This window comes from Streptomyces sparsogenes, from assembly GCF_001704635.1.
Classification (GTDB): domain Bacteria; phylum Actinomycetota; class Actinomycetes; order Streptomycetales; family Streptomycetaceae; genus Streptomyces; species Streptomyces sparsogenes.
Genome location: NZ_MAXF01000013.1, coordinates 2,501 through 25,311 on the forward strand (window position 1 = coordinate 2,501; position 22,811 = coordinate 25,311).

Annotated in this window: 24 protein-coding genes and 1 rRNA gene (1 of these 25 cut by a window edge); 8 read left to right on the plus strand and 17 right to left on the minus strand. The window is 71.6% G+C overall.

The window, feature by feature from the left end; translation table 11 throughout:
• Together BBH68_RS00990 and BBH68_RS00995 are read right to left on the minus strand one after the other, a co-directional pair.
• Positions 1–39, minus strand: a 16S ribosomal RNA gene (locus BBH68_RS00990); it reaches 1,486 nt to the left of the window's first position.
• Between the two features lie 453 nt (positions 40–492).
• A complete protein-coding gene (locus tag BBH68_RS00995) occupies positions 493–1,155 on the minus strand; it encodes a DNA-3-methyladenine glycosylase (protein WP_065958221.1) in 663 nt (220 codons plus the stop codon).
• Positions 1,156–1,323: 168 nt separating this feature from the next.
• Here BBH68_RS00995 and BBH68_RS01000 point away from each other — a divergent pair, with 168 nt between their 5' ends.
• Complete coding sequence (locus BBH68_RS01000) at positions 1,324–2,106, plus strand: sporulation protein (RefSeq protein WP_065958223.1); 783 nt, start codon at positions 1,324–1,326, stop codon at positions 2,104–2,106.
• Between the two features lie 77 nt (positions 2,107–2,183).
• On the opposite strand, the gene BBH68_RS01005 is transcribed toward BBH68_RS01000, so the two are convergent.
• Positions 2,184–2,522 (minus strand): barstar family protein, encoded by a 339-nt coding sequence (locus BBH68_RS01005; protein ID WP_065958224.1) that lies wholly within the window; start codon positions 2,520–2,522, stop codon positions 2,184–2,186.
• Positions 2,523–2,616: 94 nt separating this feature from the next.
• Here BBH68_RS01005 and BBH68_RS01010 point away from each other — a divergent pair, with 94 nt between their 5' ends.
• Entirely contained in the window at positions 2,617–3,156 is a 540-nt protein-coding gene (locus BBH68_RS01010; protein ID WP_065958225.1) for a YbhB/YbcL family Raf kinase inhibitor-like protein, read from the plus strand.
• Positions 3,157–3,359: 203 nt separating this feature from the next.
• The gene (locus tag BBH68_RS01015) at positions 3,360–3,863 is read left to right on the plus strand and encodes an HNH endonuclease (protein ID WP_065958417.1); all 504 of its coding nucleotides are present in this window, start codon (positions 3,360–3,362) and stop codon (positions 3,861–3,863) included.
• Positions 3,864–3,950: 87 nt separating this feature from the next.
• Here BBH68_RS01015 and BBH68_RS01020 read toward each other — a convergent pair whose 3' ends face one another.
• From BBH68_RS01020 to BBH68_RS01030, 3 genes are all read right to left on the minus strand, one after another.
• Complete coding sequence (locus BBH68_RS01020) at positions 3,951–4,904, minus strand: SPFH domain-containing protein (protein ID WP_065958227.1); 954 nt, start codon at positions 4,902–4,904, stop codon at positions 3,951–3,953.
• Positions 4,905–5,106: 202 nt separating this feature from the next.
• Entirely contained in the window at positions 5,107–5,532 is a 426-nt protein-coding gene (locus BBH68_RS01025) for an NfeD family protein (protein WP_076971076.1), read from the minus strand.
• Between the two features lie 215 nt (positions 5,533–5,747).
• Positions 5,748–6,539, minus strand: coding sequence for an ABC transporter ATP-binding protein (locus BBH68_RS01030; protein ID WP_065958418.1), 792 nt, complete (start codon positions 6,537–6,539; stop codon positions 5,748–5,750).
• Positions 6,540–6,648: 109 nt separating this feature from the next.
• On the opposite strand from BBH68_RS01030, the gene BBH68_RS01035 reads away from it, so the two are divergent.
• Positions 6,649–7,452 (plus strand): hypothetical protein, encoded by an 804-nt coding sequence (locus tag BBH68_RS01035; protein ID WP_065958230.1) that lies wholly within the window; start codon positions 6,649–6,651, stop codon positions 7,450–7,452.
• A 70-nt stretch (positions 7,453–7,522) separates the two neighbouring features.
• Here BBH68_RS01035 and BBH68_RS01040 read toward each other — a convergent pair whose 3' ends face one another.
• The 3 genes from BBH68_RS01040 to BBH68_RS01050 all read right to left on the minus strand — a co-directional run bounded on the left by BBH68_RS01040 (position 7,523) and on the right by BBH68_RS01050 (position 9,765).
• Positions 7,523–7,765 carry a chaplin gene (locus BBH68_RS01040; RefSeq protein ID WP_065958232.1) on the minus strand — a complete coding sequence of 81 codons (243 nt, stop codon included), beginning with the start codon at positions 7,763–7,765 and terminating at the stop codon, positions 7,523–7,525.
• A gap of 190 nt (positions 7,766–7,955) precedes the next feature.
• Positions 7,956–8,615, minus strand: a complete 660-nt coding sequence (locus BBH68_RS01045; protein WP_076971075.1) for a response regulator — start codon at positions 8,613–8,615, stop codon at positions 7,956–7,958.
• Complete coding sequence (locus BBH68_RS01050) at positions 8,608–9,765, minus strand: GAF domain-containing sensor histidine kinase (protein ID WP_065958234.1); 1,158 nt, start codon at positions 9,763–9,765, stop codon at positions 8,608–8,610. Before BBH68_RS01050 ends, BBH68_RS01045 begins: the two co-directional genes overlap by 8 nt.
• Before the next feature lie 447 nt (positions 9,766–10,212).
• Between BBH68_RS01050 and BBH68_RS01055 the strand changes: the two genes are divergently transcribed.
• Positions 10,213–11,004, plus strand: a complete 792-nt coding sequence (locus BBH68_RS01055) for a transglycosylase SLT domain-containing protein (protein ID WP_065958237.1) — start codon at positions 10,213–10,215, stop codon at positions 11,002–11,004.
• A gap of 152 nt (positions 11,005–11,156) precedes the next feature.
• Here BBH68_RS01055 and BBH68_RS01060 read toward each other — a convergent pair whose 3' ends face one another.
• Positions 11,157–13,877 (minus strand): FHA domain-containing protein, encoded by a 2,721-nt coding sequence (locus BBH68_RS01060; protein ID WP_065958238.1) that lies wholly within the window; start codon positions 13,875–13,877, stop codon positions 11,157–11,159.
• Between the two features lie 222 nt (positions 13,878–14,099).
• Between BBH68_RS01060 and BBH68_RS01065 the strand changes: the two genes are divergently transcribed.
• Both BBH68_RS01065 and serB read left to right on the plus strand, forming a co-directional pair.
• Entirely contained in the window at positions 14,100–15,515 is a 1,416-nt protein-coding gene (locus BBH68_RS01065) for a streptophobe family protein (RefSeq protein WP_065958240.1), read from the plus strand.
• Positions 15,516–15,593: 78 nt separating this feature from the next.
• Complete coding sequence (gene serB, locus BBH68_RS01070; protein ID WP_065958242.1) at positions 15,594–16,829, plus strand: phosphoserine phosphatase SerB; 1,236 nt, start codon at positions 15,594–15,596, stop codon at positions 16,827–16,829.
• A gap of 107 nt (positions 16,830–16,936) precedes the next feature.
• On the opposite strand, the gene BBH68_RS01075 is transcribed toward serB, so the two are convergent.
• From BBH68_RS01075 to BBH68_RS01085, 4 genes are all read right to left on the minus strand, one after another.
• Positions 16,937–17,455 carry a SixA phosphatase family protein gene (locus BBH68_RS01075; protein WP_065958243.1) on the minus strand — a complete coding sequence of 173 codons (519 nt, stop codon included), beginning with the start codon at positions 17,453–17,455 and terminating at the stop codon, positions 16,937–16,939.
• A gap of 109 nt (positions 17,456–17,564) precedes the next feature.
• Positions 17,565–17,753, minus strand: a complete 189-nt coding sequence (locus tag BBH68_RS01080; RefSeq protein WP_065958245.1) for a hypothetical protein — start codon at positions 17,751–17,753, stop codon at positions 17,565–17,567.
• A 428-nt stretch (positions 17,754–18,181) separates the two neighbouring features.
• A complete protein-coding gene (locus tag BBH68_RS43945; RefSeq protein ID WP_281182456.1) occupies positions 18,182–18,298 on the minus strand; it encodes an SGM_5486 family transporter-associated protein in 117 nt (38 codons plus the stop codon).
• Between the two features lie 54 nt (positions 18,299–18,352).
• Positions 18,353–19,660 (minus strand): CynX/NimT family MFS transporter, encoded by a 1,308-nt coding sequence (locus BBH68_RS01085; protein ID WP_245737843.1) that lies wholly within the window; start codon positions 19,658–19,660, stop codon positions 18,353–18,355.
• Positions 19,661–19,774: 114 nt separating this feature from the next.
• Between BBH68_RS01085 and BBH68_RS01090 the strand changes: the two genes are divergently transcribed.
• Complete coding sequence (locus BBH68_RS01090; RefSeq protein ID WP_065958249.1) at positions 19,775–20,467, plus strand: FadR/GntR family transcriptional regulator; 693 nt, start codon at positions 19,775–19,777, stop codon at positions 20,465–20,467.
• Between the two features lie 148 nt (positions 20,468–20,615).
• Here BBH68_RS01090 and BBH68_RS01095 read toward each other — a convergent pair whose 3' ends face one another.
• The 3 genes from BBH68_RS01095 to fabG all read right to left on the minus strand — a co-directional run bounded on the left by BBH68_RS01095 (position 20,616) and on the right by fabG (position 22,677).
• Positions 20,616–20,942 carry a hypothetical protein gene (locus tag BBH68_RS01095; protein WP_065958251.1) on the minus strand — a complete coding sequence of 109 codons (327 nt, stop codon included), beginning with the start codon at positions 20,940–20,942 and terminating at the stop codon, positions 20,616–20,618.
• A 254-nt stretch (positions 20,943–21,196) separates the two neighbouring features.
• Complete coding sequence (gene fabI, locus BBH68_RS01100) at positions 21,197–21,967, minus strand: enoyl-ACP reductase FabI (RefSeq protein WP_065958252.1); 771 nt, start codon at positions 21,965–21,967, stop codon at positions 21,197–21,199.
• 5 nt (positions 21,968–21,972) lie between these two features.
• Positions 21,973–22,677 carry a 3-oxoacyl-[acyl-carrier-protein] reductase gene (fabG, locus tag BBH68_RS01105; protein WP_065958253.1) on the minus strand — a complete coding sequence of 235 codons (705 nt, stop codon included), beginning with the start codon at positions 22,675–22,677 and terminating at the stop codon, positions 21,973–21,975.
• Positions 22,678–22,811 lie beyond the last annotated feature (134 nt).

Below are 22,811 nucleotides of genomic sequence, written 5' to 3' on the forward strand. Positions count from 1 at the left end.
CCAGCGTTCGTCCTGAGCCAGGATCAAACTCTCCGTGAATGCTTCCGGGCTATCCCGGCAACACCACGAGAGCGGAGCAGACCGGAGGAATAATCCAGCCCGCTCACAGCGTCCTCGCTGTGTGTGTTTCTTCAAAGGAACCTCGTCCGATCAGCCACACTGGGCCGACCGTACGGGGTATCAACATATCTGGCGTTGACTTTTAGCACGCTGTTGAGTTCTCAAGGAACGGACGCTTCCTTCGAAACCGTTTCACCGGTTTCTCCGGGCGCTTCCCTTCGGTGTGTCCACTACTTTAGCTGATTTCCGGCCCGGCTCCTAATCGAGCCTTCGGATCGAATTTCCGCGCAGCGGAAATAGACCCTGTTCGGGAATCTTCGGTAGTGGTTTGCCGCCTGCGGCTCCGGGGTGCCGTGGCCCGACCGTGGTCGTACCGACAGCGCTGCCCGTCTCAAGCGGCTCGGGCTACGTTAGGCGTCGGCATGGCCCGAGTCAAGTTCGGTCTGACGGCGCGTCGGACTTGCGGCGGCGGGGAGTGTGGGCGCGGTACGGGCTCACCGTCGGGTCGCCGTCGATCCAGAAGCGCCAGGGGTGCGTTGCGCCCTCACCGCCGACGCCCGTGCGCGGGCCGCTCAGCACCCGGTCGGGCGGGACGGGGGTGCCGGTGAGTATCCACATCGGGGCCTGCGGGCCGGAGCAGACATCGCTGCCGTTCAGCCGGCGGTCGACGCCGAGGGCCGTGGCGAGCCGCGCGGGGCCCTTGGCCAGCTCCTGGTCGTTGCGGGCGGTGGGGCGGTGCTTGTGCGCCCACTCCTGGCCGCTCAGAATCTCCCCCGCGCGCAGCAGCACCCCGCTGGGAAAGCCCTCCGGGCCGCACACCAGGTTCAGGCAGTGCCACATGCCGTAGGTGAAGTAGACATACGCATGGCCCGGGGGCCCGAACATGACGGCGTTGCGCTCGGTGCGGCCCCGGTAGGCATGCGATCCCGGGTCGGCCGGCCCCGCGTACGCCTCCACTTCGGTCAGGCGCAGTTCGATCGGTCCGTCCGGTGTGCGGCGGACCAGGGTGCGCCCGAGGAGGTCGGGGGCCACCTCCAGGACGGGGCGGTCGAAGAAGGTGCGGGGCAGCGGCGTACGGTCAGGTCCTGCGATCACGCCGCCCGAGCGTAGTGCAAGGGATACGAACGGGTGGTTGGAGCGGGCCCCGTCCGCTGACAGGGTGGGCGGCGCGGAACCGCTCCCCGCCGTTCCGCGTTCCTAGGGTTCAACAGTGGTCGCCGTGCGATCGGAACACGACGCAGGCGCGTCCTTGAGAGGGAGAACATGGGCTTCAAGAAGCTGCTCGCGAGTCTGGGTGCCGGTGGCGCTTCGGTGGAGACGGTGCTGACGGAGGAGAACGTCGTCCCGGGCGGCATCGTCCAGGGTGAGGTCCGGATCCAGGGCGGCTCGGTGGCGCAGCAGATCGAGGGCCTCTCGGTCGGTCTGCAGGCGCGGGTCGAGGTGGAGGGCAACGACCAGGAGTACAAGCAGGACATCCAGTTCACCAAGCAGCAGCTGGGCGGCGCGTTCGAGGTGCAGGCCGGGGCGGTGCACGCGGTGCAGTTCGGTCTCGAGATCCCCTGGGAGACGCCCATCACGATGTTCCTGGGCCGCCACCTCACCGGGATGAACGTGGGTGTGACGACGGAGCTGCAGATCGCGCGCGCGGTGGACTCGGGCGACCTGGACCCGGTGAATGTGCACCCGCTCCCGGCCCAGCAGGCCATTCTCGACGCCTTCGGCCAGCTCGGCTTCCGGTTCAAGAGCGCCGACCTGGAGCGCGGCCACATCCGTGGGACCCGGCAGCGGCTGCCGTTCTACCAGGAGATCGAGTTCTACGCGCCGCAGCAGTACCGCGGGCTCAACCAGGTCGAGCTGAGCTTCGTCTCGGACGACCGGGAGATGGACGTCGTCCTGGAGATGGACAAGAAGCCCGGCCTGTTCTCCGAAGGCGGCGACTCCTACCGCTCCTTCACCGTCAACCTTGCGTCCTACCAGGACACCGACTGGGCCGCGTACCTGAACCAGTGGCTCGCCGAGGTCGGCGGCAAGCGCAACTGGTTCTGACCGCCGGCGGTCCTGGCCCGTCGACAGCTCGCACGCGGGGCGTGCACCGTGTTCACGCGGTGCACGCCCCGCCCGCGTTACTCGTACCGCACCGTCAGCGGGGTTCCGCGCTCGGCCCAGCGGGCGGTGGCCTCGGCGAACACCTCGGCCGCCGTCGCGGCGGCCTCGGGCGCCGCCGTACGGAAGGCCTCCCAGCCGTGGACGCGCAGGACGAAGCCTTCGGCCGGCCGGCCCCACCAGGACAGGTCGCCGAGGCAGTCGGCGAGCGCGTCCCAGTTACGGCCGAACCAGGCGGGGAACCCGAGGTCCCGGGCACAGCGGTCGAGAAAGCCCGCCTTGTCCCGGACCCCGTCCAGGTGCAGTGCGGCGGTGTGCCGGCGGGGGCCGGGCGGGGGCGCGGGCTTGGCTCCGGTCATGGGGGCATGGTGTCAGCCCGCGCGGCGGCGATCTCGTTAGGCTGGCCGCCGATACGACCCCGACAGACCAGCGCGAGCAGCAGGAGGTTTCGACGTGTCCGAGCAGAACCGGCGCCCGCTCCCCCACGATTTCCATCCGCCGGTGCCGTCGTTCACCGTGGTGAGCGACGATGTCGAACCCGGGGGCACCCTGAAGTCCGCCCAGGTCCACGCCGAGGGGAACACCTCGCCGCAGCTGCGCTGGGAGGGTTTCCCGGCGGAGACCAAGAGCTTCGCCGTCACCTGCTACGACCCGGACGCGCCCACGGGCAGCGGGTTCTGGCACTGGGTGCTGTTCGACATCCCCGCCGATGTCACCGAGTTGCCGGCCGGCGCGGGCAGCGGCTCCTTCGAGGGGCTTCCCGAGGGGGCGGTGCACGCCCGGAACGACTACGGCTCCCGCGACTTCGGCGGGGCCGCGCCGCCGCCCGGGGACGGCTCGCACCGCTATGTGTTCACCGTCTACGCGGTGGACACCGAGAAGCTCGGCCCGGACGCCGACGCCTCGCCCGCGGTCGTCGGCTTCAATCTGCGCTTCCACACGCTGGCCCGCGCCCAGCTGATCGGCGAGTACGAGAACCCGGCCGCCGGCTGACCGGCCCGCGCCACCGGGCCGGCGCGCCCGGGCAGGGCAGGGTCCTCCTCCCCGGTCCTTGGTGCCGGGCCTTGTGCGCGGCCTGAACTGACCCTGCCCCGGGTCTAAATTGCGTTGTCCCGGCCTCGCTCCCGGCGAAAGATGGACCCCGGCCCGCCCGCTCTCGCGGGCCGGGGGTTCGCCGGATGCGGGAGGTGGTCGGGATGCGGGAGACGCTGGTTCTCAACGCGAGCTTCGAGCCGCTGTCTGCGGTGTCGCTGCGCCGTGCGGTGGTGCTGGTCCTGCAGAACAAGGCAGTCATCGAACACGCCCATCCCGGGCTCCGGGTGCGGGCCGCGGAGGTCGATCTGCCGCTGCCCCGGGTGATCCGGCTGCGCCGGTACGTACGCGTGCCGTTCCGAAGACGCGCTCCGTGGTCGCGGCGCGGGGTGCTGGTACGGGACCGGCACCGGTGCGCCTACTGCGGCCGCCGGGCGACGACCGTGGACCACGTGGTGCCGCGGTCGCACGGCGGCGGGGACACCTGGCTCAACACGGTGGCCTCCTGCGCCGAGGACAACCACCGCAAGGCGGACCGGACTCCGGAGCAGGCCGGGATGCGGCTGCTGAGCACGCCGTTCGAGCCGACGCCCTCGGACGCGCTGCTGCTGGCGCTGGGGGCGGCGGGGCGCGAGGACCTGCCGGAGTGGCTGGCGCTGCCCGCGTGACGCACTGAGAGCTGAGAGCCGAGGGCCGGGCCCGACACGCATGAACCCCCGCGCGGTGCGCGGGGGTTCGGCGTTGTGGGTGTGGCGTCAGTCGATCGTGGGCTGCTCGCGGCGCGGTGCGGCCTCCTTGCCGGTGGCGGCGGGACCGCCGCCGTTCCCACCGGCCATCGGGCCGAAGTTGCCGATGGCGCCGCCGAGTCCCTTGAGGGCGTCGCCGATCTCGCTGGGCACGATCCAGAGCTTGTTGGCGTCGCCCTCGGCGATCTTCGGGAGCATCTGGAGGTACTGGTACGAGAGCAGCTTCTGGTCGGGGTCCCCGGCGTGGATGGACTCGAAGACCGTACGGATCGCCTGAGCCTCACCCTCGGCGCGCAGCGCGGCGGCCTTGGCGTCACCCTCGGCCCGCAGGATCGAGGACTGCTTCTCACCCTCGGCGCGCAGGATCTCGGACTGCCGGACACCTTCGGCCTGGAGGATCGCCGCGCGCTTGTCACGGTCGGCGCGCATCTGCTTCTCCATCGAGTCCTGGATGGAGGTCGGCGGCTCGATCGCCTTGAGCTCGACGCGGTTGACGCGGATGCCCCACTTGCCGGTGGCCTCGTCGAGCACGCCGCGCAGCGCCGCGTTGATCTCCTCGCGGGAGGTCAGGGTGCGCTCCAGGTCCATGCCGCCGATGATGTTGCGCAGGGTGGTGACGGTGAGCTGCTCGATCGCCTGGATGTAGCTGGCGACCTCGTAGGTGGCGGCGCGGGCGTCGGTGACCTGGTAGTAGATGACGGTGTCGATGTTGACCACCAGGTTGTCCTGGGTGATCACCGGCTGCGGCGGGAACGGCACGACCTGCTCACGGAGGTCGACGCGGTTGCGGATCGTGTCGATGAACGGCACGACGATGTTGAGGCCCGCGTTGAGGGTGCGGGTGTAGCGGCCGAAGCGCTCGACGATGGCCGCGCTCGCCTGCGGGATGACCTGGATCGTCTTGATGAGTGCGACGAAGACGAGCACCACCAGGATGATCAGGACAATGATGATCGCGTCCACAGCGGCTTCCCGTGCCCTTCATGCTTTCGTTGATCTGGATGATCAGGTCTGGTCGTCGATCTCGATGTCGATCCCGGTACCGGTCTTGATGCCAGTCTCGATGTCGATCTCGGGTCAAGTCTTTCAGATCTGAGGGGCAGTTGACAGCCGGACCGCCCACCGCTGGTATCCGGTTGGTATCCGCGTATGACGGCTCGCTGGTTCACATGACCACGGCCGTGGCGCCGTCGATGTCCACGACGTCGACCTGCTGGCCGGGCTCGTAGGACTGGTCGGGGTCGAGCGCGCGGGCCGACCAGACCTCCCCGGCGAGTTTGATCCGCCCGCCGCCGCTCCCGTCCACCCGCTCCAGGACGACGGCCTGGCGGCCCTTCAGCGCCTCCACGCCGCTGACCAGCTCGGGGCGCTGGGTGCGGCTGCGGACCGCGATGGGCCGCACGGCGGCGACCAGCGCGACGGAGACGGCAGAGAAGACCACGACCTGGAGCACGGCTCCGCCGCCGAGCGCGTCGGTGATCGCGGCGGCGACGGCGCCGACCGCGACCATGCCGAATTCCGGCATCGCGGTCAGCACGAGCGGAATGCCCAGCCCTACGGCGGCGATCAGCCACCACACCCAAGGATCCACAAGGTCATGGTAGTTCTCGGGGTGTGTCCGGGAACAGGGCGCGGATCATCCGCGGGAGGGATCCCGCGGCGAGTGAGCCGAAGGGGCGCGCCGCTGTCGAAAGGGAGAGCGCGCGGAGGCTGCGAGGAACGAGCAGCCGAGCACGGTCGACCGTCGACAGCGGCTTTGGCGCCCCGGAGGCGAACCGAGCCCCAAAAAAAGGGGGGGCTGGCGTGTCAGCTGAGCGGGAGGCCCTGGGCGGTCCAGCGGTCGCCGTTGCGCTCCACGACCAGCGGGAGGCCGAAGCAGTGCGAGAGGTTGCGCGAGGTCAGCTCGGTCTCGACCGGGCCGGCGGCCAGCACCTTGCCCTGCCGGATCATCAGGACGTGGGTGAAGCCGGGGGCGATCTCCTCGACGTGGTGGGTCACCATGATCATCGAGGGGGCCAGCGGGTCGCGGGCGAGCCGGCCCAGGCGGCGTACGAGGTCCTCGCGGCCGCCGAGGTCCAGGCCGGCCGCGGGCTCGTCGAGGAGCAGCAGCTCGGGGTCGGTCATCATGGCCCGGGCGATGAGGGTGCGCTTGCGCTCGCCCTCGGAGAGGGTGCCGAACTTCCGCTCGAGGTGGTCGGTCATGCCCAGGCGGTCGAGGAAGGCGCGGGCGCGCTGCTCGTCGACGGCCTCGTAGTCCTCGTGCCAGTGGGCGGTCATGCCGTAGGCGGCGGTGAGCACGGTCTGGAGTACGGTCTGGCGGCGGGGCAGCTTGTCGGCCATGGCGATGCCCGCCATGCCGATGCGGGGGCGCAGTTCGAAGACGTCGACGGCGCCGAGCTTCTCGCCGAGGATCCGGACGCTCCCGGTGGTCGGGAAGAGATAGCTGGAGGCCACATTGAGGAGGGTGGTCTTGCCGGCGCCGTTGGGGCCGAGGATCACCCACCGCTCCCCTTCTTTGATCGACCAGGAGACCTCGTCCACCAGAGCCCGACCGTCGCGGACCACGGATACGTCCACCAGCTCCAGAACATCGCTCATGAGCGCGTTGTCTCCCATTGCAGTCTCGAGTATCGCGGCGCCTGTAGGCGCAGCCCCCAGGGGAAAACCTACGCCACGTCTTGTCAGCGCCAGTCCTTAGGCTGGGGCCATGCTCGATGAACCGCGCTCAGGGCGCCTTGCCGCCTGGGGAAATGCCCTTCTCGCCGGACTTGTCTCTCCCGATGAGGCCGCGCATCGCATCGCGGCCGATGACGCTTCGCACCGCGTGGCCGACCTGCCGGGGGAGTCCGCCCCCGTGGGGCTCACGCTGGCGCTCGGGCGGCTGCGGGCGATGGGGGCCAAGGGGCTGCGGGTGGCGCTGCCCGTGGCGGGGCATCCGCTGGGGCTGAGCGGCCCGCCGGAGTTCAACGCGCGGGCGCTGGAGGCGGGCGAGGCGGTGATCGTGACGGGGGTGGCCCTGGGCCTGGTGCCGGAGGTGCTGGAGGCGGGGCCCGAGGGGGATGTCCATGTCGAGGTGGTGTGGCGCTGTCTGCCGGTGCGGGAGGCGCCGCCGGCCGATGTGCCGTCGCTGGGCGAGGCCGAGCGGGAGCTGGCGGAGGCGCTGCGGGAGGCCACCGAGGTGCTGGCGCGGCTGAATGTCGCCGGGGCCGGGCCGGCCGCGCAGGCGGCGCTGGAGGCGTACCGGGCGCGGGCGGGGCGGGGGCGTGAGGTGCTCGCGCCGGGTTATCCGCCGCGGGCGCTGCGGGTACTGGAGCTGGCCCAGCGGGTGGGCGCGCTGATCGGGATCGCGCAGGGGCCGGGCGGGGGTGCCGGGGAGCACGGCGCGGCGGTGAGCGCGTCGGAGATCGCGGCGCGGGCGGAGGCGCTGCGGCCGGTGGAGCGCACGGCGCGGCGGGCGCAGGTGGCGGCGTACAACGCGTATGTGGAGGAGCTGGAGCGGGGCGGGTTCTGAGGGCCGCCTACAGGCGGGCACCCCGGCGGTGGGGTCGCCGGGGTGCCGGGGTGCCTTGGCGTGGGGACGCTCAGTGGTTGCCGCAGGAGGTGCCGAAGGACTGGTTCAGCGCGCCGATGGCACGGACGCTGTTGTCGCAGGCGTTGACCGGAACGAACACGGGCGCCTGGACGTGGTTGCCGGAGGCGATGCCCGGGGAGTTCACGGCCTGGCCCTGAGCCTGCGAGCCCTGGGCGGAGGCGGCGCCGGCACCCGCGACGGCGAGGCCGCCCGCCGCGATGGTGACGGCCGCGAACTTCTTGATGTTCTTCACTTGGTAAGACCCTTCTAGCGCAACACTGCGGCAGGCCGCCGCAGCCGCCCTGAAGAACGGTCGGGCGCGGGCCCGGTTGCGCTGTCCGGGTGACTTACACCCGACGGTATGAATCTCGGATCGACCGACGGCACTCCTGTATCAGCAACAGATCACCACCCAATGGGGCAATCAGCGCATATCGCCCGGCTCAGGCTCCGATTCCGTGCCGTACGGCCCACAGCGCCGCCTGCGTCCGGTCGGCGAGGTCGAGCTTCATGAGGATGTTGGACACATGGGTCTTCACGGTCTTCTCGGACAGGACCAGGGCCCGGGCGATCTCCCGGTTGGACCTGCCGTCCGCGATCAGGGCCAGCACCTCGCGCTCCCGCTCGGTGAGCGAGCCGCCACGCCCCTGGCCGCCGCCCGACTCCTCCTGGGAGAGCAGCGCCAGGGCCACCTCGGGCTGAAGCAGTACGTGCCCGGCGTGTACGGACCTGATGGCGCCCGCGAGGGCCTCGGGGTCCACGTCCTTGTAGACGTATCCCGCCGCGCCGGCGCGCAGCGCGGGGACGACCGTGCGCTGCTCGGTGAAGCTGGTGACGACCAGCACACGGGCGGGGTTGTCGAGGCCGCGCAGCCGGCGCAGCGCCTCGACGCCGTCGGTGCCGGGCATCTTCACGTCCATCAGGATGACGTCGGGCCGCAGCTCCTCGGCGCGGGCCACGCCCTCCTCGCCGTCGGCCGCCTCCCCCACCACGTCGATGTCGTCCTGCACCTCCAGGAACGTCCGCAGCCCGCGCCGCACCACCTGGTGGTCGTCCACGAGCAACACCCGGATTCGCCGCCCCGCGCCTTCTCGCTCAGCCACCGGGCACCTCCATTTCGATCACGGTGCCCTTGCCGGGCGCCGACTCCACGGTCAGACTCCCGCCCACGCCGCCCGCCCGGTCGCGCATCGAGACCAGGCCGAGGTGGCGCCCCGCCCGACGGACGGCCGAGGGGTCGAAGCCCGCGCCGTCGTCGGCCACGCGCAGCAGCGCGCCCTGGCCACGGCGGCTCAGGGTGACCTCGACCCGCTCGGCGTCCGCGTGGCGCAGCGCGTTGTGCAGGGCCTCCTGGGCCACCCGCAGCAGCGCCTCCTCCTGGGCGGCGGGCAGCGCCCGCACCCCGTGGGCGCAGAAGGTGACGCGGGCGCTGTGGGCGCGGTCGAGGACCTGGATCTGGGTGCGCAGGGTGGCCACCAGGCCGTCCTCGTCGAGGGCGGCCGGGCGCAGCTCCACGACGGCGGAGCGCAGCTCGTCGGCCGCCTCGGCGGCGAGGGCGGCTATCTGCTGCAGCTCCCCCTTGGCCCGGGCGGGGTCGCGGTCCACGAGGGCGGCGGCGGCCTGGGCGGTGAGCCGCAGCGAGAACAGCTTCTGGGAGACGGCGTCGTGCAGCTCGTGGGCGAGCCGGGCGCGCTCCCCGGCGATGGTCAGCTCGCGGCTGCGCTCGTAGAGCCGGGCGTTGGTGAGGGCGATGGCGGCGTGCTGGGCGAGGATGCCCAGCAGTTCCTCGTCCTCGGCGGTGAATCCGCAGCCGCCGCTGGGCTTGGGGCAGCGCTTGTTGGCGAGGAAGACGGCGCCGAGTACTTCGTCGCCATCGGCAATGGGAAGTCCAATAAAGTCGGACATATCCGGGTGTGCGTCGGGCCATCCCTCGAAACGCGGATCCCGGCGGACGTCGGCCAGCCGCTGGGGGGTGGCATCCCGCAGCATCGCGGCCAGGATGCCGTGCTGGCGGGGCAGCGGGCCGATGGCCTTCCACTGCTCCTCACTGACCCCATCTACTACGAACTGGGCGAAGCCCCCATGGTCGTCCGGAACCCCCAATGCGGCGTACTCCGCATCAAGCAACTCACGGGCCGACACAACGATCGTCTTTAGGACATCCCGGACTTCCAGGTGTCGGCTCATGGCGAGGAGTGCGCCGCTCACATTGGCCAGGCCCGCTCCGGCCCCGCTGCCCGGTCCCTTTGTCATGGCCGACACGGTACCGGGGGCGCGGACTCGGACATATCCGCCGGTGGGCGGCGTTCTCCGGGACCTGGGACCTAGGCCTGAGGGGGGAGTCAATCGCGCATTGACGGCGCGTCGCCATGACCTGGAATGACGACCACAGTATGTATTTGCGCAGGCACATCACGCGATACGGAAGCCTCAGTGCTGTGACCCCTGACACAGGACCTAAATCACGTACGACCACGGTTAGTGGACGTTTTAAAACAGTGGTGAGCGGGGAGAACAGCCGCTCGCACAGGTGGGAGCGGCCCAGGTGTCCACTAAGCAGGGTCGTATGTCACACCTTTGCCACAACATTTTGCGGACGCTAAGAATTTCCCAGTCGCACCGCGCCGTAGCTCAGAACACGGCGTTCCCGAGCGCCGATTTGGCCTGCGACACGAGCGATTGGAAGAGGTTCAGTCCGCCATGCCCGTCCCCCGCATTCCCGGTTACAGCCGCTTGACCAAGACGCACAAGTTCTCCGCCGCCGGCATCGCCGCCGCGGGCGCCGCCGCCCTCGCGTTCGCCGTCGTCCCGGGCCAGGCCGAGGGCCAGACGACCGCCGTCAAGGAGCTGCCCGCCAAGCCCGTGGCGTGGAGCCACCAGGTCCTCGACCACCAGGCGCAGCGCGAGAGCCTCGTCCAGCAGTCCGCGCTCGCCTCGCAGCAGGCGAAGGAGGAGGCCGCCGCGAAGAAGGCGGCCGAGGAGGCGGCGAAGAAGAAGGCCGCCGAGGAGGCCGCCAAGAAGAAGGCCGCCGAGGAAGCCGCGAAGAAGAAGGCGGCCGAGGAGGCCGCCGCCAAGAAGGCCGCGGAGGAGAAGGCCGCCAAGGAGAAGGCGGACAAGGAGCGGGCCGCCAGGGAGGCCGCGAGCCGGGCCGCCGCGCGCAAGCCCGTCTACGCGAACAACCTCGACGGCTGGATCAAGGAATCGCTCGCCATCATGAAGGAGAAGGGCATCCCGGGCAGCTACAACGGGATCTACCGGAACCTCATGCGGGAGTCGAGCGGTAACCCGCGCGCCATCAACCTCTGGGACATCAACGCCCAGAACGGCATTCCCTCCAAGGGTCTGCTCCAGGTGATAGACCCGACCTTCAAGGCCTACCACGTCGAGGGCACCTCCTGGGACATCTACGACCCGGTCGCCAACATCACCGCCGCGTGCAACTACGCGTACCACCGGTACGGCTCGATGGACAACGTCAACGGCCCGTACTGATCCAACCGATTCGGCCTGATTCCGGCTAATTCGGACTTTCCGGAGCATCTTGAGCATCCGGACGCCTGACGCCGAAGGGCGGCGGCACCCTCCGTGTCGAGGGGTGCCGCCGCCCTTCGGCGTTCCGGCGCGGGGCAGACCGCGGGCAGCCGCTACTTGCGCATGACCTCCGGCTCGTGGCGGCGCAGCAGCCGCGCGACCGCGAAGGCGCAGACGACGCCGAGCGCGAGCAGCACCAGGATGTCGATGCTCCACTGCGAGGTGGCGTGCTCCCACAGGGGGTCGGTGTCATTGGGCTTCTTGCGGTCCCAGGGCGCCATCATGTGGCCCGGGCCGGGGCCGAGGTCCAGGGTCGCCCCGGCGGCGCCGACCGCCCAGCGGGACGGCATCAGATAGGCGAACTGCTCGATGCCCGGCGATCCGTAGATCTTGAACAGGATGCCGGTGAACACGACCTGGACGATCGCGAACATGACCAGCAGCGGCATGGTCTTCTCGGCGGTCTTCACCAGCGCGGAGATCACCAGGCCGACCATCATGGAGGTGAAGCCGATCGCGATGATGGCGACGCACAGCTCCAGGGCCGGGGGCAGGACCAGGCCCTCCTCCGGCAGTTCCCGGGTGGAGAAGCCGATGGCGCAGATGATCACGGCCTGGAAGGCGGTGATCACGCCGAGCACGATCACCTTGGACATCAGATAGGCCGAGCGGGACAGGCCGACCGCCCGTTCCCGTTCGTAGATCACCCGCTCCTTGATCAGCTCTCGTACGGAGTTGGCCGCGCCGGAGAAGCACATGCCGACCACGAGGATCAGCGTGATGGTGCCCGCGTCCTGGTTGAACTGGCCCTTCGGTGCCATGGTGAGCCCGAAGTCGGACGGGATGACGATGCTCACCGCGCCGAGGACGGCGGGCAGGATCACCATCAGGCCCATGAAGCCCTTGTCCGAGGCGATCACCGAGAGGTAGCGGCGCATCAGGGTCCACAGCTGGGAGCCCCAGCTCTGCGGCTTCTGCATGCGCGCCGGGGGCGGCTGAACGTGGACGGACTGGGGCGCGACGGCGTCGAGGTCCGCGGCGTACATCTGGTAGTGCTGCGAACCGCGCCAGCGGCCCGCCCAGTCGTAGTCGCGGTAGTTCTCGAAGGCCGAGAAGACATCGGCCCAGGTCTCGTACCCGAAGAAGTTGAGCGCCTCCTCCGGGGGGCCGAAGTAGGCGACCGCGCCGCCCGGCGCCATGACCAGCAGCTTGTCGCACAGCGCCAGCTCGGCCACCGAGTGGGTGACCACCAGCACGGTGCGGCCGTCGTCGGCCAGACCGCGCAGCAGCTGCATCACATCGCGGTCCATGCCCGGGTCGAGGCCGGAGGTCGGCTCGTCCAGGAAGATCAGCGACGGCTTCGTGAGCAGCTCCAGCGCGACGGAGACGCGCTTGCGCTGGCCGCCGGAGAGTGAGGTGACCTTCTTGTCGGCGTGGATGTCCAGCTTGAGCTCGCGCAGCACCTCGCCGATCCGGGCCTCGCGCTCGGCCTCGGCGGTGTCGCCGGGGAACCGGAGCTTGGCGGCGTAGCGCAGCGCCTTCCGGACGGACAGCTCCTTGTGCAGGATGTCGTCCTGCGGGACCAGGCCGATGCGCTGGCGCAGCTCGGCGAACTGCTTGTAGAGGTTCCGGTTGTCGTAGAGGACGTCGCCCTGGTTGGCCGGGCGGTAGCCGGTGAGCGCCTTGAGCAGCGTGGACTTGCCGGAGCCCGAGGGGCCGATGACCGCGACGAGGGACTTCTCGGGGACGCCGAAGGAGACGTCCTTGAGGATCTGCTTGCCGCCGTCGACCGTCACCGTCAGATGGCGGGCCGAGAAGGACACCGCGCCGGTGTCGACGAACTCCTCAAGGCGGTCGCCGACGAGCCGGAAGGTGGAGTGGCCGACGCCGACGATGTCGTTCGGCCCGATGATCTGCTGGCGGACCGGCTGGCCGTTGACGTAGGTGCCATTGTGGCTGCCCAGGTCGCGGATCTCGAAGCGGCCGTCGGGCAGGGCGCGGAACTCCGCGTGGTGGCGGGAGACCTGGAGGTCCGAGACGACCAGCTCGTTCTCCAGCGCACGGCCGATGCGCATCACCCGGCCGACGGCGAGCTGGTGGAAGGTGGTCGGGCTGCGGTCGCCGCCGTGGGCCGGCGGGGCCCCGGCGCCGGCGCCGGGGACCTTCTGCACCGGGTTCTGCTGCGGGGCGTGCGCCTGCGGAGCCTGGTGCTGGGGTGCGTGGTGCTGCGGGACGTGGGGGTGGGGTGCCTGGTGCGGGGGGACCTGCTGCTGCGGGGCCTGGTGCGAGGGGACCTGCTGCTGCGGGTTCTGCTGCTGCGGTACGAAGGGCTGCTGGTGGGGTATCTGCTGGGGCGCGCCCTGAGGCTGCGGCCAGCCCTGGGGCTGGGGCTGCTGTCCCGGCTGGGGCCAGGCGGGCGCGGGCTGCTGATACGGGGGCTGCTGGTGGGGGGCCTGCGGCGCCGCGCCCATCGCCGACGGCGCGCTGTAGGCGCCCGCGCCGACCCCGGGGGCGGCGCCGGTGCCCGCGGCGCTCCCGGAGAGGGCCAGCCGGGGACCGTCGCTCGCGTTCCCCAGATGCACGGTCGACCCGGGGCCGATCTCCATCTGCTGGATCCGCCGGCCCTGCACATACGTGCCATTGGTACTGCCGTGGTCCTCGATGATCCAACTGCGCCCGCCCCAGCGCACGGTGGCATGCCGCCAGGACACCCTGGCGTCGTCCAGCACCATGTCGCCCTGCGGATCGCGTCCGATCCTGTATGACCTGGAAGGATCAAGCGTCCAGGTCTGTCCGTTCAATTCCAGTACGAGTTCCGGCACTCCACGCCCCACTACTTGTCCCCCGATGGACCCCCTGCTCGGGGAGTCTAGGGATGGCGAACATCGTGAGGAACTATTTCAGGCTCAGTCGCCGAACCGGAAGTCGGGCATTGACAAGACCGGGCCCGCGCGCCGTTGACTCATCCGAAAGGCCCCCGGAAAGTGGTAAGCGCCTAAGGATGGGACGGAACATGGACCAACCGGGCAACTCATACCGATCGGGGGGCCGACGCCATGAGCGCGAGTGGCAGCGGACGGGTGCGCCCGGGAGAGCTGCTGCTGTCCGCGGTGGCGACGGTGAGCTGGGCCTTTCTGGCCATGGCCGGGGTCGCCGCGCTCGGGCTGCACCTGGTCGGCGCGGACGGCGCGGGCGCGCTCGGCCCCATGACGGCGGCCGCTGTGGTGCTCGCGGTCGGCGGTTCCGTCACCCCCGCCGGGGACGTGGAGGCGTTCGGACTCAAGGGCGCCCAGGCCCACTCGGCCGTCGACATCGCGCCACTGGGCGTCGGCCTGGTGGGCGCGCTGCTGCTGGGCCGGCTGTTCGTACGGTCGCTGCGCGGGGCGGGAGCGGTGATCGGACGGGCCGAACTGGCCGCCCGGGCGGGCGCGGTGGTGCTGCTCTTCCTGCTCGTCCTCGCCGGGCTCACCTGGGCGGGCAACGATACCGTCACAATCGACGCCGCCACGCTCGGTCTGACGGGCAGACCGGAGCGGCCGGGCGGGCTGCTCGAGAAACTCCCCCGTGAACTGGGGGACATCGCGGACATCGGCAGCGGACTGCTGCCGGACCGGATCGAGCGGCTCATCGACGCCAAGGCGGCGGTCGGGTTCACCGTCGAGGCGGGCCGCTCGCTGCTCGGCGGCGCGGTCTGGGTCGTCGCGGTGCTGCTCATCGCGCTGCTCGTGGCGCGCCGCGCGCCGGTGCCGCGCGGCCTGGAGGCGGCGCACCGCACCGTCCGGCCGGCCGCCTCGGCCCTGTACGGAGTGCTGGTGCTGGCGGTCGGGGCGGGGCTCGCGGCGGCGGTGTACGCGGCGATCGGCGACGACCACCCCCGGCTGGTGCTGGGCGCGGCGCTGCTCGGCGCGCCGAACGGGGTGTGGCTGGGGGTGCCGCTGGGGCTGTTCGTGCCCTGGCACGGCGGGGCGATCGGGGCGCTGGTGCGGGTGTTGCCCGACCCGCTGGACAAGCTGCTGGACGGCCGTGAGGACCAGCCGATCACGGTCGCGCGCCTGGCGGAGCTGGACGGCCGGGTGTGGCTGCTGACGGTCGCCTGTGTGCTGATGGTGCTGGCGGCCGGGGTGCTGACGGCGGTCCGTACGCCGGTCGGCCGGGCCGGGACGGCCGGCTTCACGGGGCGGTGCGCGCTGTGGCTGGGGATCCTCACGGCGCTCGCGCTGCCGCTGCTGGTCCGCCTCACCGGGGTGTCGGCCGGGGCGAGCCTGTCCGTGCTGGGCTTCGACGCCTTCGGCGCCGGGATCGAGCTGTACGGCTCCGCTCCGGCGGCGGCGGCGCTGGGCGCGGGCTGGGGTGCGGCGGCGGGCGCCGCCGGGGCGCTGGCCGCGCGGGCGACGGGGGCCGCGGGCGGGCGGGCGTCCCGGTACGCGGCGCTCCGCTCAGAGCCGGGTGACGCCCCGGCGACGGCGAAATGAACGTTTTGTACCGGACAGCCGTCCGTAGCGCGGACTGGCGCGCGATCGGTCCGAGGGGCCGGATACGGTGGGAAGACCATGAGCACACCGCAGACCCCTCCTGCCACCGCCGTCCCGGGCGATGACGTTCCCACCCTCCTCGTCAAGATCTTCGGCAAGGACCGCCCCGGCATCACCGCCGGGCTCTGCGACACCCTCGCCGCCTACGGCGTGAACATAGTCGACATAGAGCAGGTGGTCACCCGAGGCCGCATCGTGCTGTGCGTGCTGGTGACGGCCCCCACGGGCGGCTGGACCTCGGAGGGCGACCTGCGGGCGACCGTGCACAGCTGGGCCGAGTCGATGCGGCTCCAGGCCGAGATCATCTCCGGTCGGGGCGACAACCGCCCACGTGGCACGGGCCGGTCCCATGTCACCGTGCTCGGCCATCCGCTGACCGCCGAGTCGACGGCGCGCATCGCGGCCAGCATCACCGGCAGCGGCGGCAACATCGACCGGATCTTCCGGCTCGCGAAGTATCCCGTGACGGCCGTGGAGTTCGAGGTGTCCGGCGCCGAGACCGGCACGCTGCGCACCGCGCTGGTCACCGAGGCCGCCGGGATCGGGGTGGACGTGGCCGTCGTGGCGTCGGGGCTGCAGCGCCGGGCGCAGCGCCTGGTGGTCATGGACGTGGACTCGACCCTGATCCAGGACGAGGTGATCGAACTCTTCGCGGCGCACGCCGGGTGCGAGGCTGAGGTCGCCGAGGTCACGGCCCGGGCGATGCGCGGTGAGCTGGACTTCGAGCAGTCGTTGCACGCGCGGGTCGCGCTGCTGGCGGGGATCGACGAGTCCGTGGTGGAGAAGGTGCGCGCGGAGGTGCGGCTCACCCCCGGCGCCCGTACGCTGATCCGCACCCTCAAGCGGCTCGGCTACCAGGTGGGCGTGGTCTCCGGCGGCTTCACGCAGGTGACCGACGACCTCAGGGAGCGGCTGGGGCTGGACTTCGCCTCTGCCAACACCCTGGAGGTGGCCGACGGCAAGCTGACCGGGCGCGTGGTCGGGGAGGTCGTGGACCGCGCGGGCAAGGCCCGGCTGCTGCGGCGATTCGCGGCCGAGGCGGGGGTGCCGCTGGCGCAGACCGTGGCGATCGGGGACGGGGCCAACGACCTGGACATGCTCAACGCGGCCGGGCTCGGTGTCGCCTTCAACGCCAAGCCGGTGGTGCGGGAGGCCGCGCACACCGCGGTGAACGTGCCGTTCCTGGACACCGTGCTGTATCTGCTGGGCATCACCCGCGAAGAGGTGGAGGCGGCGGACACCGTCGACGGCTGAGCGCCGACTCGTGAGCTGAGCCGCGCGATGCCAGGTCGCGTGAGCGGGGTCGCCGTACGGCGCCGGGCCCGGGCGGCGAGGCCGTCCGGGCCCGACACGTATCTAGATCACTCGTGGGGCGCCCAGAAGGAGCTGAGGCGACCGACGCCGTGCTCGACCGACTTCCAGGAGCCGCTGAAGGTCACCACCGCGAACGCGGAGGTCGGAAATCCGCTCCGGGCCATCCGCTCTCGCGTGCCCTCCTCGGCCTCGCCCGCGAGCGCGTCCGCCAGGGCGTGCATGCCGGGGTTGTGGCCGACCAGCAGCAGATCGCTCACGTCGTCGGGCGTCTCGTTGAGCAGCGCGAGGAGTTCGCCGAGCGAGGCCTCGTACAGCCGCTCCTCGTACACCGTCTTGGGCCGCTGCGGCAGCTCGTGCACCACGAGCTTCCAGGTCTCGCGGGTGCGGACGGCGGTGGAGCAGAGGGTCAGCTCGGGATTGATCCCGGCTTCGACGAGCCGGCGTCCGGCGACTGGGGCGTCTTTGCGGCCGCGCTCCGCGAGCGGCCGTTCATGGTCGGATACCTGGGGCCAGTCGGCCTTGGCGTGTCGGAGAAGGACGATCCTGCGGGGCACATCGACGCTCATGTTTCCCAGCTTCGCATGAAACCGGGGGCTCGGCGCAGGGGGTTGGCCGGACCTCGTCCTCAGGTGAGCAACGGCGGCGCCCACCGCCGCGGCGAGCGGGCCGCCCGTGTCACGGCTGGTGGGCGAGGGCGTCCCGGACCAGCCCGAAGAGCTGCGAGAGCGTGCCGGAACCGCCGGCGGCGTGCGCGTCGGCGGAGCCGGCGAGCAGCAGCAGGGCGGCGAAGGCCAGGGACGGGAGGGCGATGGCCCACCACGGCAGCCGGCTGACAGCTTGTTCAGGCTGGGTGCGCGCGGACATGGGGATCGCCTCCGGGGTGCGATGCGGTGGGTGACGGGGGGCCGGCGACGGGCGCCGTGCCTTCGGCCCCGCCTTCGCGTTCCGACACGTCGAATGTACGGAGCGCCGGGGGCCGGTCCCATCCGGTGAACCACCCAATTCCCCCTGACCCCGGCCCCCTAGGGGGTGTCTCCTCGATCTCTGTGGATCAGCCCGCGGCGTCAGGGGGCACCGCCCAGCGGTAGCTGGGGGCGCGTGCGATCGCAAGGCGGAGGGTCGCCCTCGCGGGGGCACCGCCCAGCGGTAGCTGGGGGCGCGTGCCAGGCGTCGCGGACCCGCAGAGATCGGGGAGACACCCCCTAGGGGACGGTGGGGCCCGCCGCACCCTCTCGTACGCGGGCGGGCGCCCACGGACGCGCGCTCGCGGGTACGCGTTCGGGGCGCCGCGCTCAGGGCGAGGCGATGGTCGCGACCACGCCGATGACCACGGTGATGCCGAGCATCACGCCCAGGATGATGAGCAGCTTCTTCTGACCGTTCGGCGGGTTCTCGTCGAGCACTGGCATGGCCCCAGTGTCCCACCGCCCCGGGCCCGCCCCGTCACCGCCCCGGCCGTCCGCTCAGATCTCGTCCTCGACGGTACGGTCGCGCCCGGCGACGAGCCCGGCGGCGATCTGCGGCAGCATCAGCCCGGCCATCAGCGCGATGGGCAGGTCCCAGCCGCCGGTGTGCTGGTAGAGCGCGCCGACCAGCAGCGGCCCGGGGATGGACAGCAGATAGCCGGTGCTCTGGGCGAAGGCGGACAGCCGCACCACGCCCGCGGCGGTCCTGGCCCGCATGCCGATCATGGTCAGGGCGAGCGGGAAGGAGCAGTTGGAGACGCCGAGCAGCAGCGCCCACACCCAGGCGCCCTGGGCCGGCGCGAGCCACAGCCCGGCGTACCCGGCGAGCCCGAAGGCCCCCAGGACCACCACCAGCGGACCCTGGCTGCTCAGCCGAGCCGCGAGCGAGGGCAGTACGAAGGCCAGCGGCACGCCCATCACCATGGTGACCGCGAACAGCAGCCCGGCCGTGGAGGCGGAGACCCCGGCGTCCCGGAAGACCTGCGGCATCCAGCCCATGGTGATGTAGGCGGCGGTGGCCTGGAGGCCGAAGAAGACGGCCAGCGCCCAGGCCGTGGGGCTCTTGGTGATCCGGGTCCGGGCGGCGGCCGGGGCCGAGGCCTTGGCAGTGGCCGTGTCGGGGGCGGGGGCCGGGCCCGTCTCGGGTGCGGCGGCGCCGCCCGTGCGGTCGCGGGCGAGCAGCGGCCAGGGCAGCACGGCGACCGCCGCGAGCACCGCCCACACCCCGAGCCCGACCCGCCAGCCGCCGCCCAGGGCATCGGTCATGGGGACCGTGACGGCGGCCGCGCCCGCCCCGCCCAGCGACAGGGCCATGGAGTAGCCGCCGGTCATCGGGCCCACCCGGTCGGGGAACCAGCGCTTGACGAGCACCGGCATGAGGACGTTGCCCACGGCGATCCCGGCCAGCGCGAGCGCGCTGGCGGCGAGGAAGGCGGCGGTTCCGCCCACCAGGGGGCGTACGGCCAGGCCCGCGGTGATGGCGGCGAGCCCGGCGCAGACGACGGCGCCCGGCCCCCAGCGGCGGGCCAGCCGGGGCGCGGCGAGGCCGAAGAGGGCGAAGCAGGCCGGGGGCACCGAGGTGAGCAGCCCGGCGACGGTGCCGCTCATGCCGAGGTCGGCCCGCGCCTCTTCGAGGAGCGGGCCGAGGCTGGTGACGGTGGGGCGGAGATTGACCGCGGCGAGGACCAGGGCGAGGACCAGCAGGCGGCGCCGCCATGGGCCACCGGCGGGCTCCGGCGCGCCGGCCCGGCGTGGCTGTCCTGTCGGTGCGTCGGTGTCGGGTGTCGCGAGTTCCTGGTCGGCCATGCCCGCCATCATAGAATGATGGGATGAATGGGTGTCCAGTGGTTCCCCACCGCTCGACGACGGGCGGACGGCATCATGAGAGCACCCGCATCCCGGCCCAGGCACAGGAGAGTCATGCCGCTGACCTCACCCCGGCGCTCCGCGCTCGCCGACCAGGTGATCGCCCAGCTGCGCGCCCAGATCACCTCAGGAGAGTGGCCGGTGGGATCCCGGATCCCCACCGAGCCGGAGCTGGTCGAGCAGCTCGGGGTGGCGCGCAACACCGTGCGCGAGGCGGTGCGCGCGCTCGCGCACAACGGCCTGCTGGACATCCGGCAGGGCTCGGGCACCTATGTGCTGGCGACCAGCGAGCTGGCCGGGGTGATGCACCGCCGCTTCGCGGACGCCGACCCGCTGCACGTCGCCGAGTTGCGCAGTGCCCTGGAGACGAAGGCGGCGCGGCTGGCCGCTGAGCGCCGCACCGCGCAGGACCTCAAGCAGATCGACGCGCTGCTCGACCGGCGCGAGCAGGCATTCGCCTCCGGGGACGCCGAGGCGTTCGTCGAGGCGGACGCGACCTTGCACATGGCCGTCGTCGCGGCCTCGCACAACGAGGTGCTGGCCGAGCTGTACGCGGATCTGGGCGGGGTGATCCGGCAGTTCCTGCACGGGGACGTCGAGGGCGGGCTGCGCCCCGAGGACCATGTGGACCACGCGCGGCTGGTGGAGGCCATCCGGGCCGGGGACGGCGAGCGCGCCGCGGCGGAGGCCGGCACCCACCCCTTCAGCTGCCGGTACGCCGACCGGGCGAACCGGACCGCCGGCTGACCCGGACCCGACCGCAGGCCGACCCGGACCGGAACCCTGGCTGCCCCGGACTGGCGGACGCCGGCTGACCCGTACCGGACCGCCGGCCGACCCCCGTACCGGACCGCCGGCCGACCCCCGTACCGGACCGCCGGCTGACCGCGCCCGGTCAGCGGTGGTGGCTCACCCAGGCCTTCCGTATCTCCTTCCAGCAGCGCTCGGCGAGCCGTACGTGCTGGGCCGGGCCGACCTCGATGGAGCGGCCGTCCATGTCCGGGTCCCACCATCGCGCGCACTCGACATGCAGCTGGACCCGGTCCGTCTGCGGGTTCGGGTTGAAGCAGCTGGCCGTGGCGTGCGACCCGCGCACCCAGGTGCTGCACGCCGCCTCACGCGGCCGGGTACGCTCCTGGGCGGCCGAGTTCGAGGCGACGGCGATGAACCCGACCACGGCCGCGACCAGCACCGCGGCCGCGACGCAACGGGACCTACGCATGGCAGGACCTCCTCGACCGTGCTCTCCACCGTGCCGAACCGCCGCAGCGCCCGATACTCCACAGTGCCCGTGCCGACGGCCGCCGCGCGCGGCGCACTGCTCCGAACGGGCGAACGGCCGCCGCCCCGGCCCGCGGAGCGCGGGAACCGGGGCGGCGGCCGGAAACAGCCAGGACGAGACCGGGCGGGACGGGACCGGGCGGGACGAAACCGTCCAGGACCAGACCAGCCAGGCCCAGACCAGCCGGGACGGGCTCAGGCGCCCATCATGTGCACCCCGCCGTCGACGTGCACGATCTCGCCGGTGGTACGCGGGAACCAGTCCGACAGCAGGGCGACCACGCCACGGCCGGCCGGCTCCGGGTCGCTCAGGTCCCAGCCGATGGGCGCGCGGTTGTCCCACACGGTCGCCAGCTCCTCGAAGCCCGGGATGGACTTGGCGGCCATCGACTTGATGGGGCCGGCGGAGACCAGGTTGCAGCGGATGTTCTTCTTCCCCAGGTCCCGGGCGAGGTAGCGGCTGGTGGACTCCAGCGCCGCCTTGGCGACACCCATCCAGTCGTACTTCGGCCAGGCGAACTGGGCGTCGAAGGTCAGGCCGACGATCGAGCCGCCCCGCGGCATGACCGGCAGGCAGGCCATGGTCAGCGCCTTGAGCGAGTACGCCGAGACGTGCACGGCGGTGGACACGTCCTCCCAGGAGCCCTCCAGGAAGTTGAAGGCGCCCTGCGGGCCGAAGGCGATCGAGTGCACGACGCCGTCCAGGTCGACGCCCTCGCCGAGGTGTTCGCGGACCTTGTCGGCCAGCCCGTCCAGGTGCTCCTGGTTCTGCACGTCCAGCTCGATGACCGGGGCGGGCTTGGGCAGCCGCTTGGCGATCCGCTCGACGAGGGAGACCCGGCCGAAGCCGGTGAGGATGACCTCGGCGCCCTCGTCCTGGGCGAGCTTGGCGGCGTGGAAGGCGATGGAGGACTCGGTGATGACGCCCGTGACCAGGATGCGCTTGCCGGCGAGAATTCCACTCATGACGTTCAGTGACCCATGCCCAATCCGCCGTCGACAGGGATGACGGCTCCAGTGATGTACGCGGCCTCATCGGAGGCCAGGAAGCGGACCGAGGCGGCGATCTCCTCGGGCTGCGCGTAGCGCGCGAGCGGCACCTGCTTGACGATGTTCTCCCGCTGCTGCTCGTCGAGCGCGCGGGTCATGTCGGTGTCCACGAAACCGGGCGCGACCACGTTGACCGTGATGTTCCGGGAGCCGAGTTCACGGGCGAGGGAGCGGGCGAAGCCCACCAGACCGGCCTTGGACGCGGCGTAGTTCGCCTGCCCCGCGGAGCCCAGCAGACCCACCACGGACGAGATCAGCACGATACGGCCCTTGCGGGCCCGCAGCATCCCGCGGTTGGCGCGCTTGACGACACGGAACGTACCGGTGAGGTTCGTCTCCAGAACGGTGGAGAAGTCCTCCTCCGTCATCCGCATCAGCAGCTGGTCCCGGGTGATGCCGGCGTTGGCCACCAGCACCTCGACCGGGCCGTGCTTCTCCTCGATCTCCTTGTACGCCTGCTCGACCTGCTCCGGCTCCGTGATGTCGCACTTCACCGCGAGAAAGCCGGCCGGCGGCTCCCCGGACCGGTAGGTGATGGCGACCTTGTCGCCTGCGTCGGCGAAGGCACGGGCGACGGCGAGGCCGATACCGCGGTTTCCTCCGGTGACGAGAACCGAGCGGCTCAAGGGACCACCCTCTCTGTTGGATGTCGTGCCGGGCGTCACTATGTGTGGCGACCCTTGTGTACGCAAACTATCGGGCAAACCCCCGGGCCGGGGAATCGAGCACGCACAGGGGCACTCCCCGGTCACTGTTGACT

What these genes read in the sequence shown, in the direction of transcription:
- BBH68_RS01000 (WP_065958223.1), top strand. Translation starts at nt 1,324, where the DNA reads ATGGGCTTCAAGAAGCTGCTCGCGAGTCTGGGTGCCGGTGGCGCTTCG.
- BBH68_RS01005 (WP_065958224.1), bottom strand. Translation starts at nt 2,522, where the DNA reads ATGACCGGAGCCAAGCCCGCGCCCCCGCCCGGCCCCCGCCGGCACACC.
- BBH68_RS01015 (WP_065958417.1), top strand. Translation starts at nt 3,360, where the DNA reads ATGCGGGAGACGCTGGTTCTCAACGCGAGCTTCGAGCCGCTGTCTGCG.
- BBH68_RS01030 (WP_065958418.1), bottom strand. Translation starts at nt 6,539, where the DNA reads ATGAGCGATGTTCTGGAGCTGGTGGACGTATCCGTGGTCCGCGACGGT.
- BBH68_RS01035 (WP_065958230.1), top strand. Translation starts at nt 6,649, where the DNA reads ATGCTCGATGAACCGCGCTCAGGGCGCCTTGCCGCCTGGGGAAATGCC.
- BBH68_RS01050 (WP_065958234.1), bottom strand. Translation starts at nt 9,765, where the DNA reads ATGACAAAGGGACCGGGCAGCGGGGCCGGAGCGGGCCTGGCCAATGTG.
- BBH68_RS01055 (WP_065958237.1), top strand. Translation starts at nt 10,213, where the DNA reads ATGCCCGTCCCCCGCATTCCCGGTTACAGCCGCTTGACCAAGACGCAC.
- BBH68_RS01065 (WP_065958240.1), top strand. Translation starts at nt 14,100, where the DNA reads ATGAGCGCGAGTGGCAGCGGACGGGTGCGCCCGGGAGAGCTGCTGCTG.
- serB (WP_065958242.1), top strand. Translation starts at nt 15,594, where the DNA reads ATGAGCACACCGCAGACCCCTCCTGCCACCGCCGTCCCGGGCGATGAC.
- BBH68_RS01075 (WP_065958243.1), bottom strand. Translation starts at nt 17,455, where the DNA reads ATGAGCGTCGATGTGCCCCGCAGGATCGTCCTTCTCCGACACGCCAAG.
- BBH68_RS01080 (WP_065958245.1), bottom strand. Translation starts at nt 17,753, where the DNA reads ATGTCCGCGCGCACCCAGCCTGAACAAGCTGTCAGCCGGCTGCCGTGG.
- BBH68_RS43945 (WP_281182456.1), bottom strand. Translation starts at nt 18,298, where the DNA reads ATGCCAGTGCTCGACGAGAACCCGCCGAACGGTCAGAAGAAGCTGCTC.
- BBH68_RS01085 (WP_245737843.1), bottom strand. Translation starts at nt 19,660, where the DNA reads ATGGCCGACCAGGAACTCGCGACACCCGACACCGACGCACCGACAGGA.
- BBH68_RS01090 (WP_065958249.1), top strand. Translation starts at nt 19,775, where the DNA reads ATGCCGCTGACCTCACCCCGGCGCTCCGCGCTCGCCGACCAGGTGATC.
- BBH68_RS01095 (WP_065958251.1), bottom strand. Translation starts at nt 20,942, where the DNA reads ATGCGTAGGTCCCGTTGCGTCGCGGCCGCGGTGCTGGTCGCGGCCGTG.
- fabI (WP_065958252.1), bottom strand. Translation starts at nt 21,967, where the DNA reads ATGAGTGGAATTCTCGCCGGCAAGCGCATCCTGGTCACGGGCGTCATC.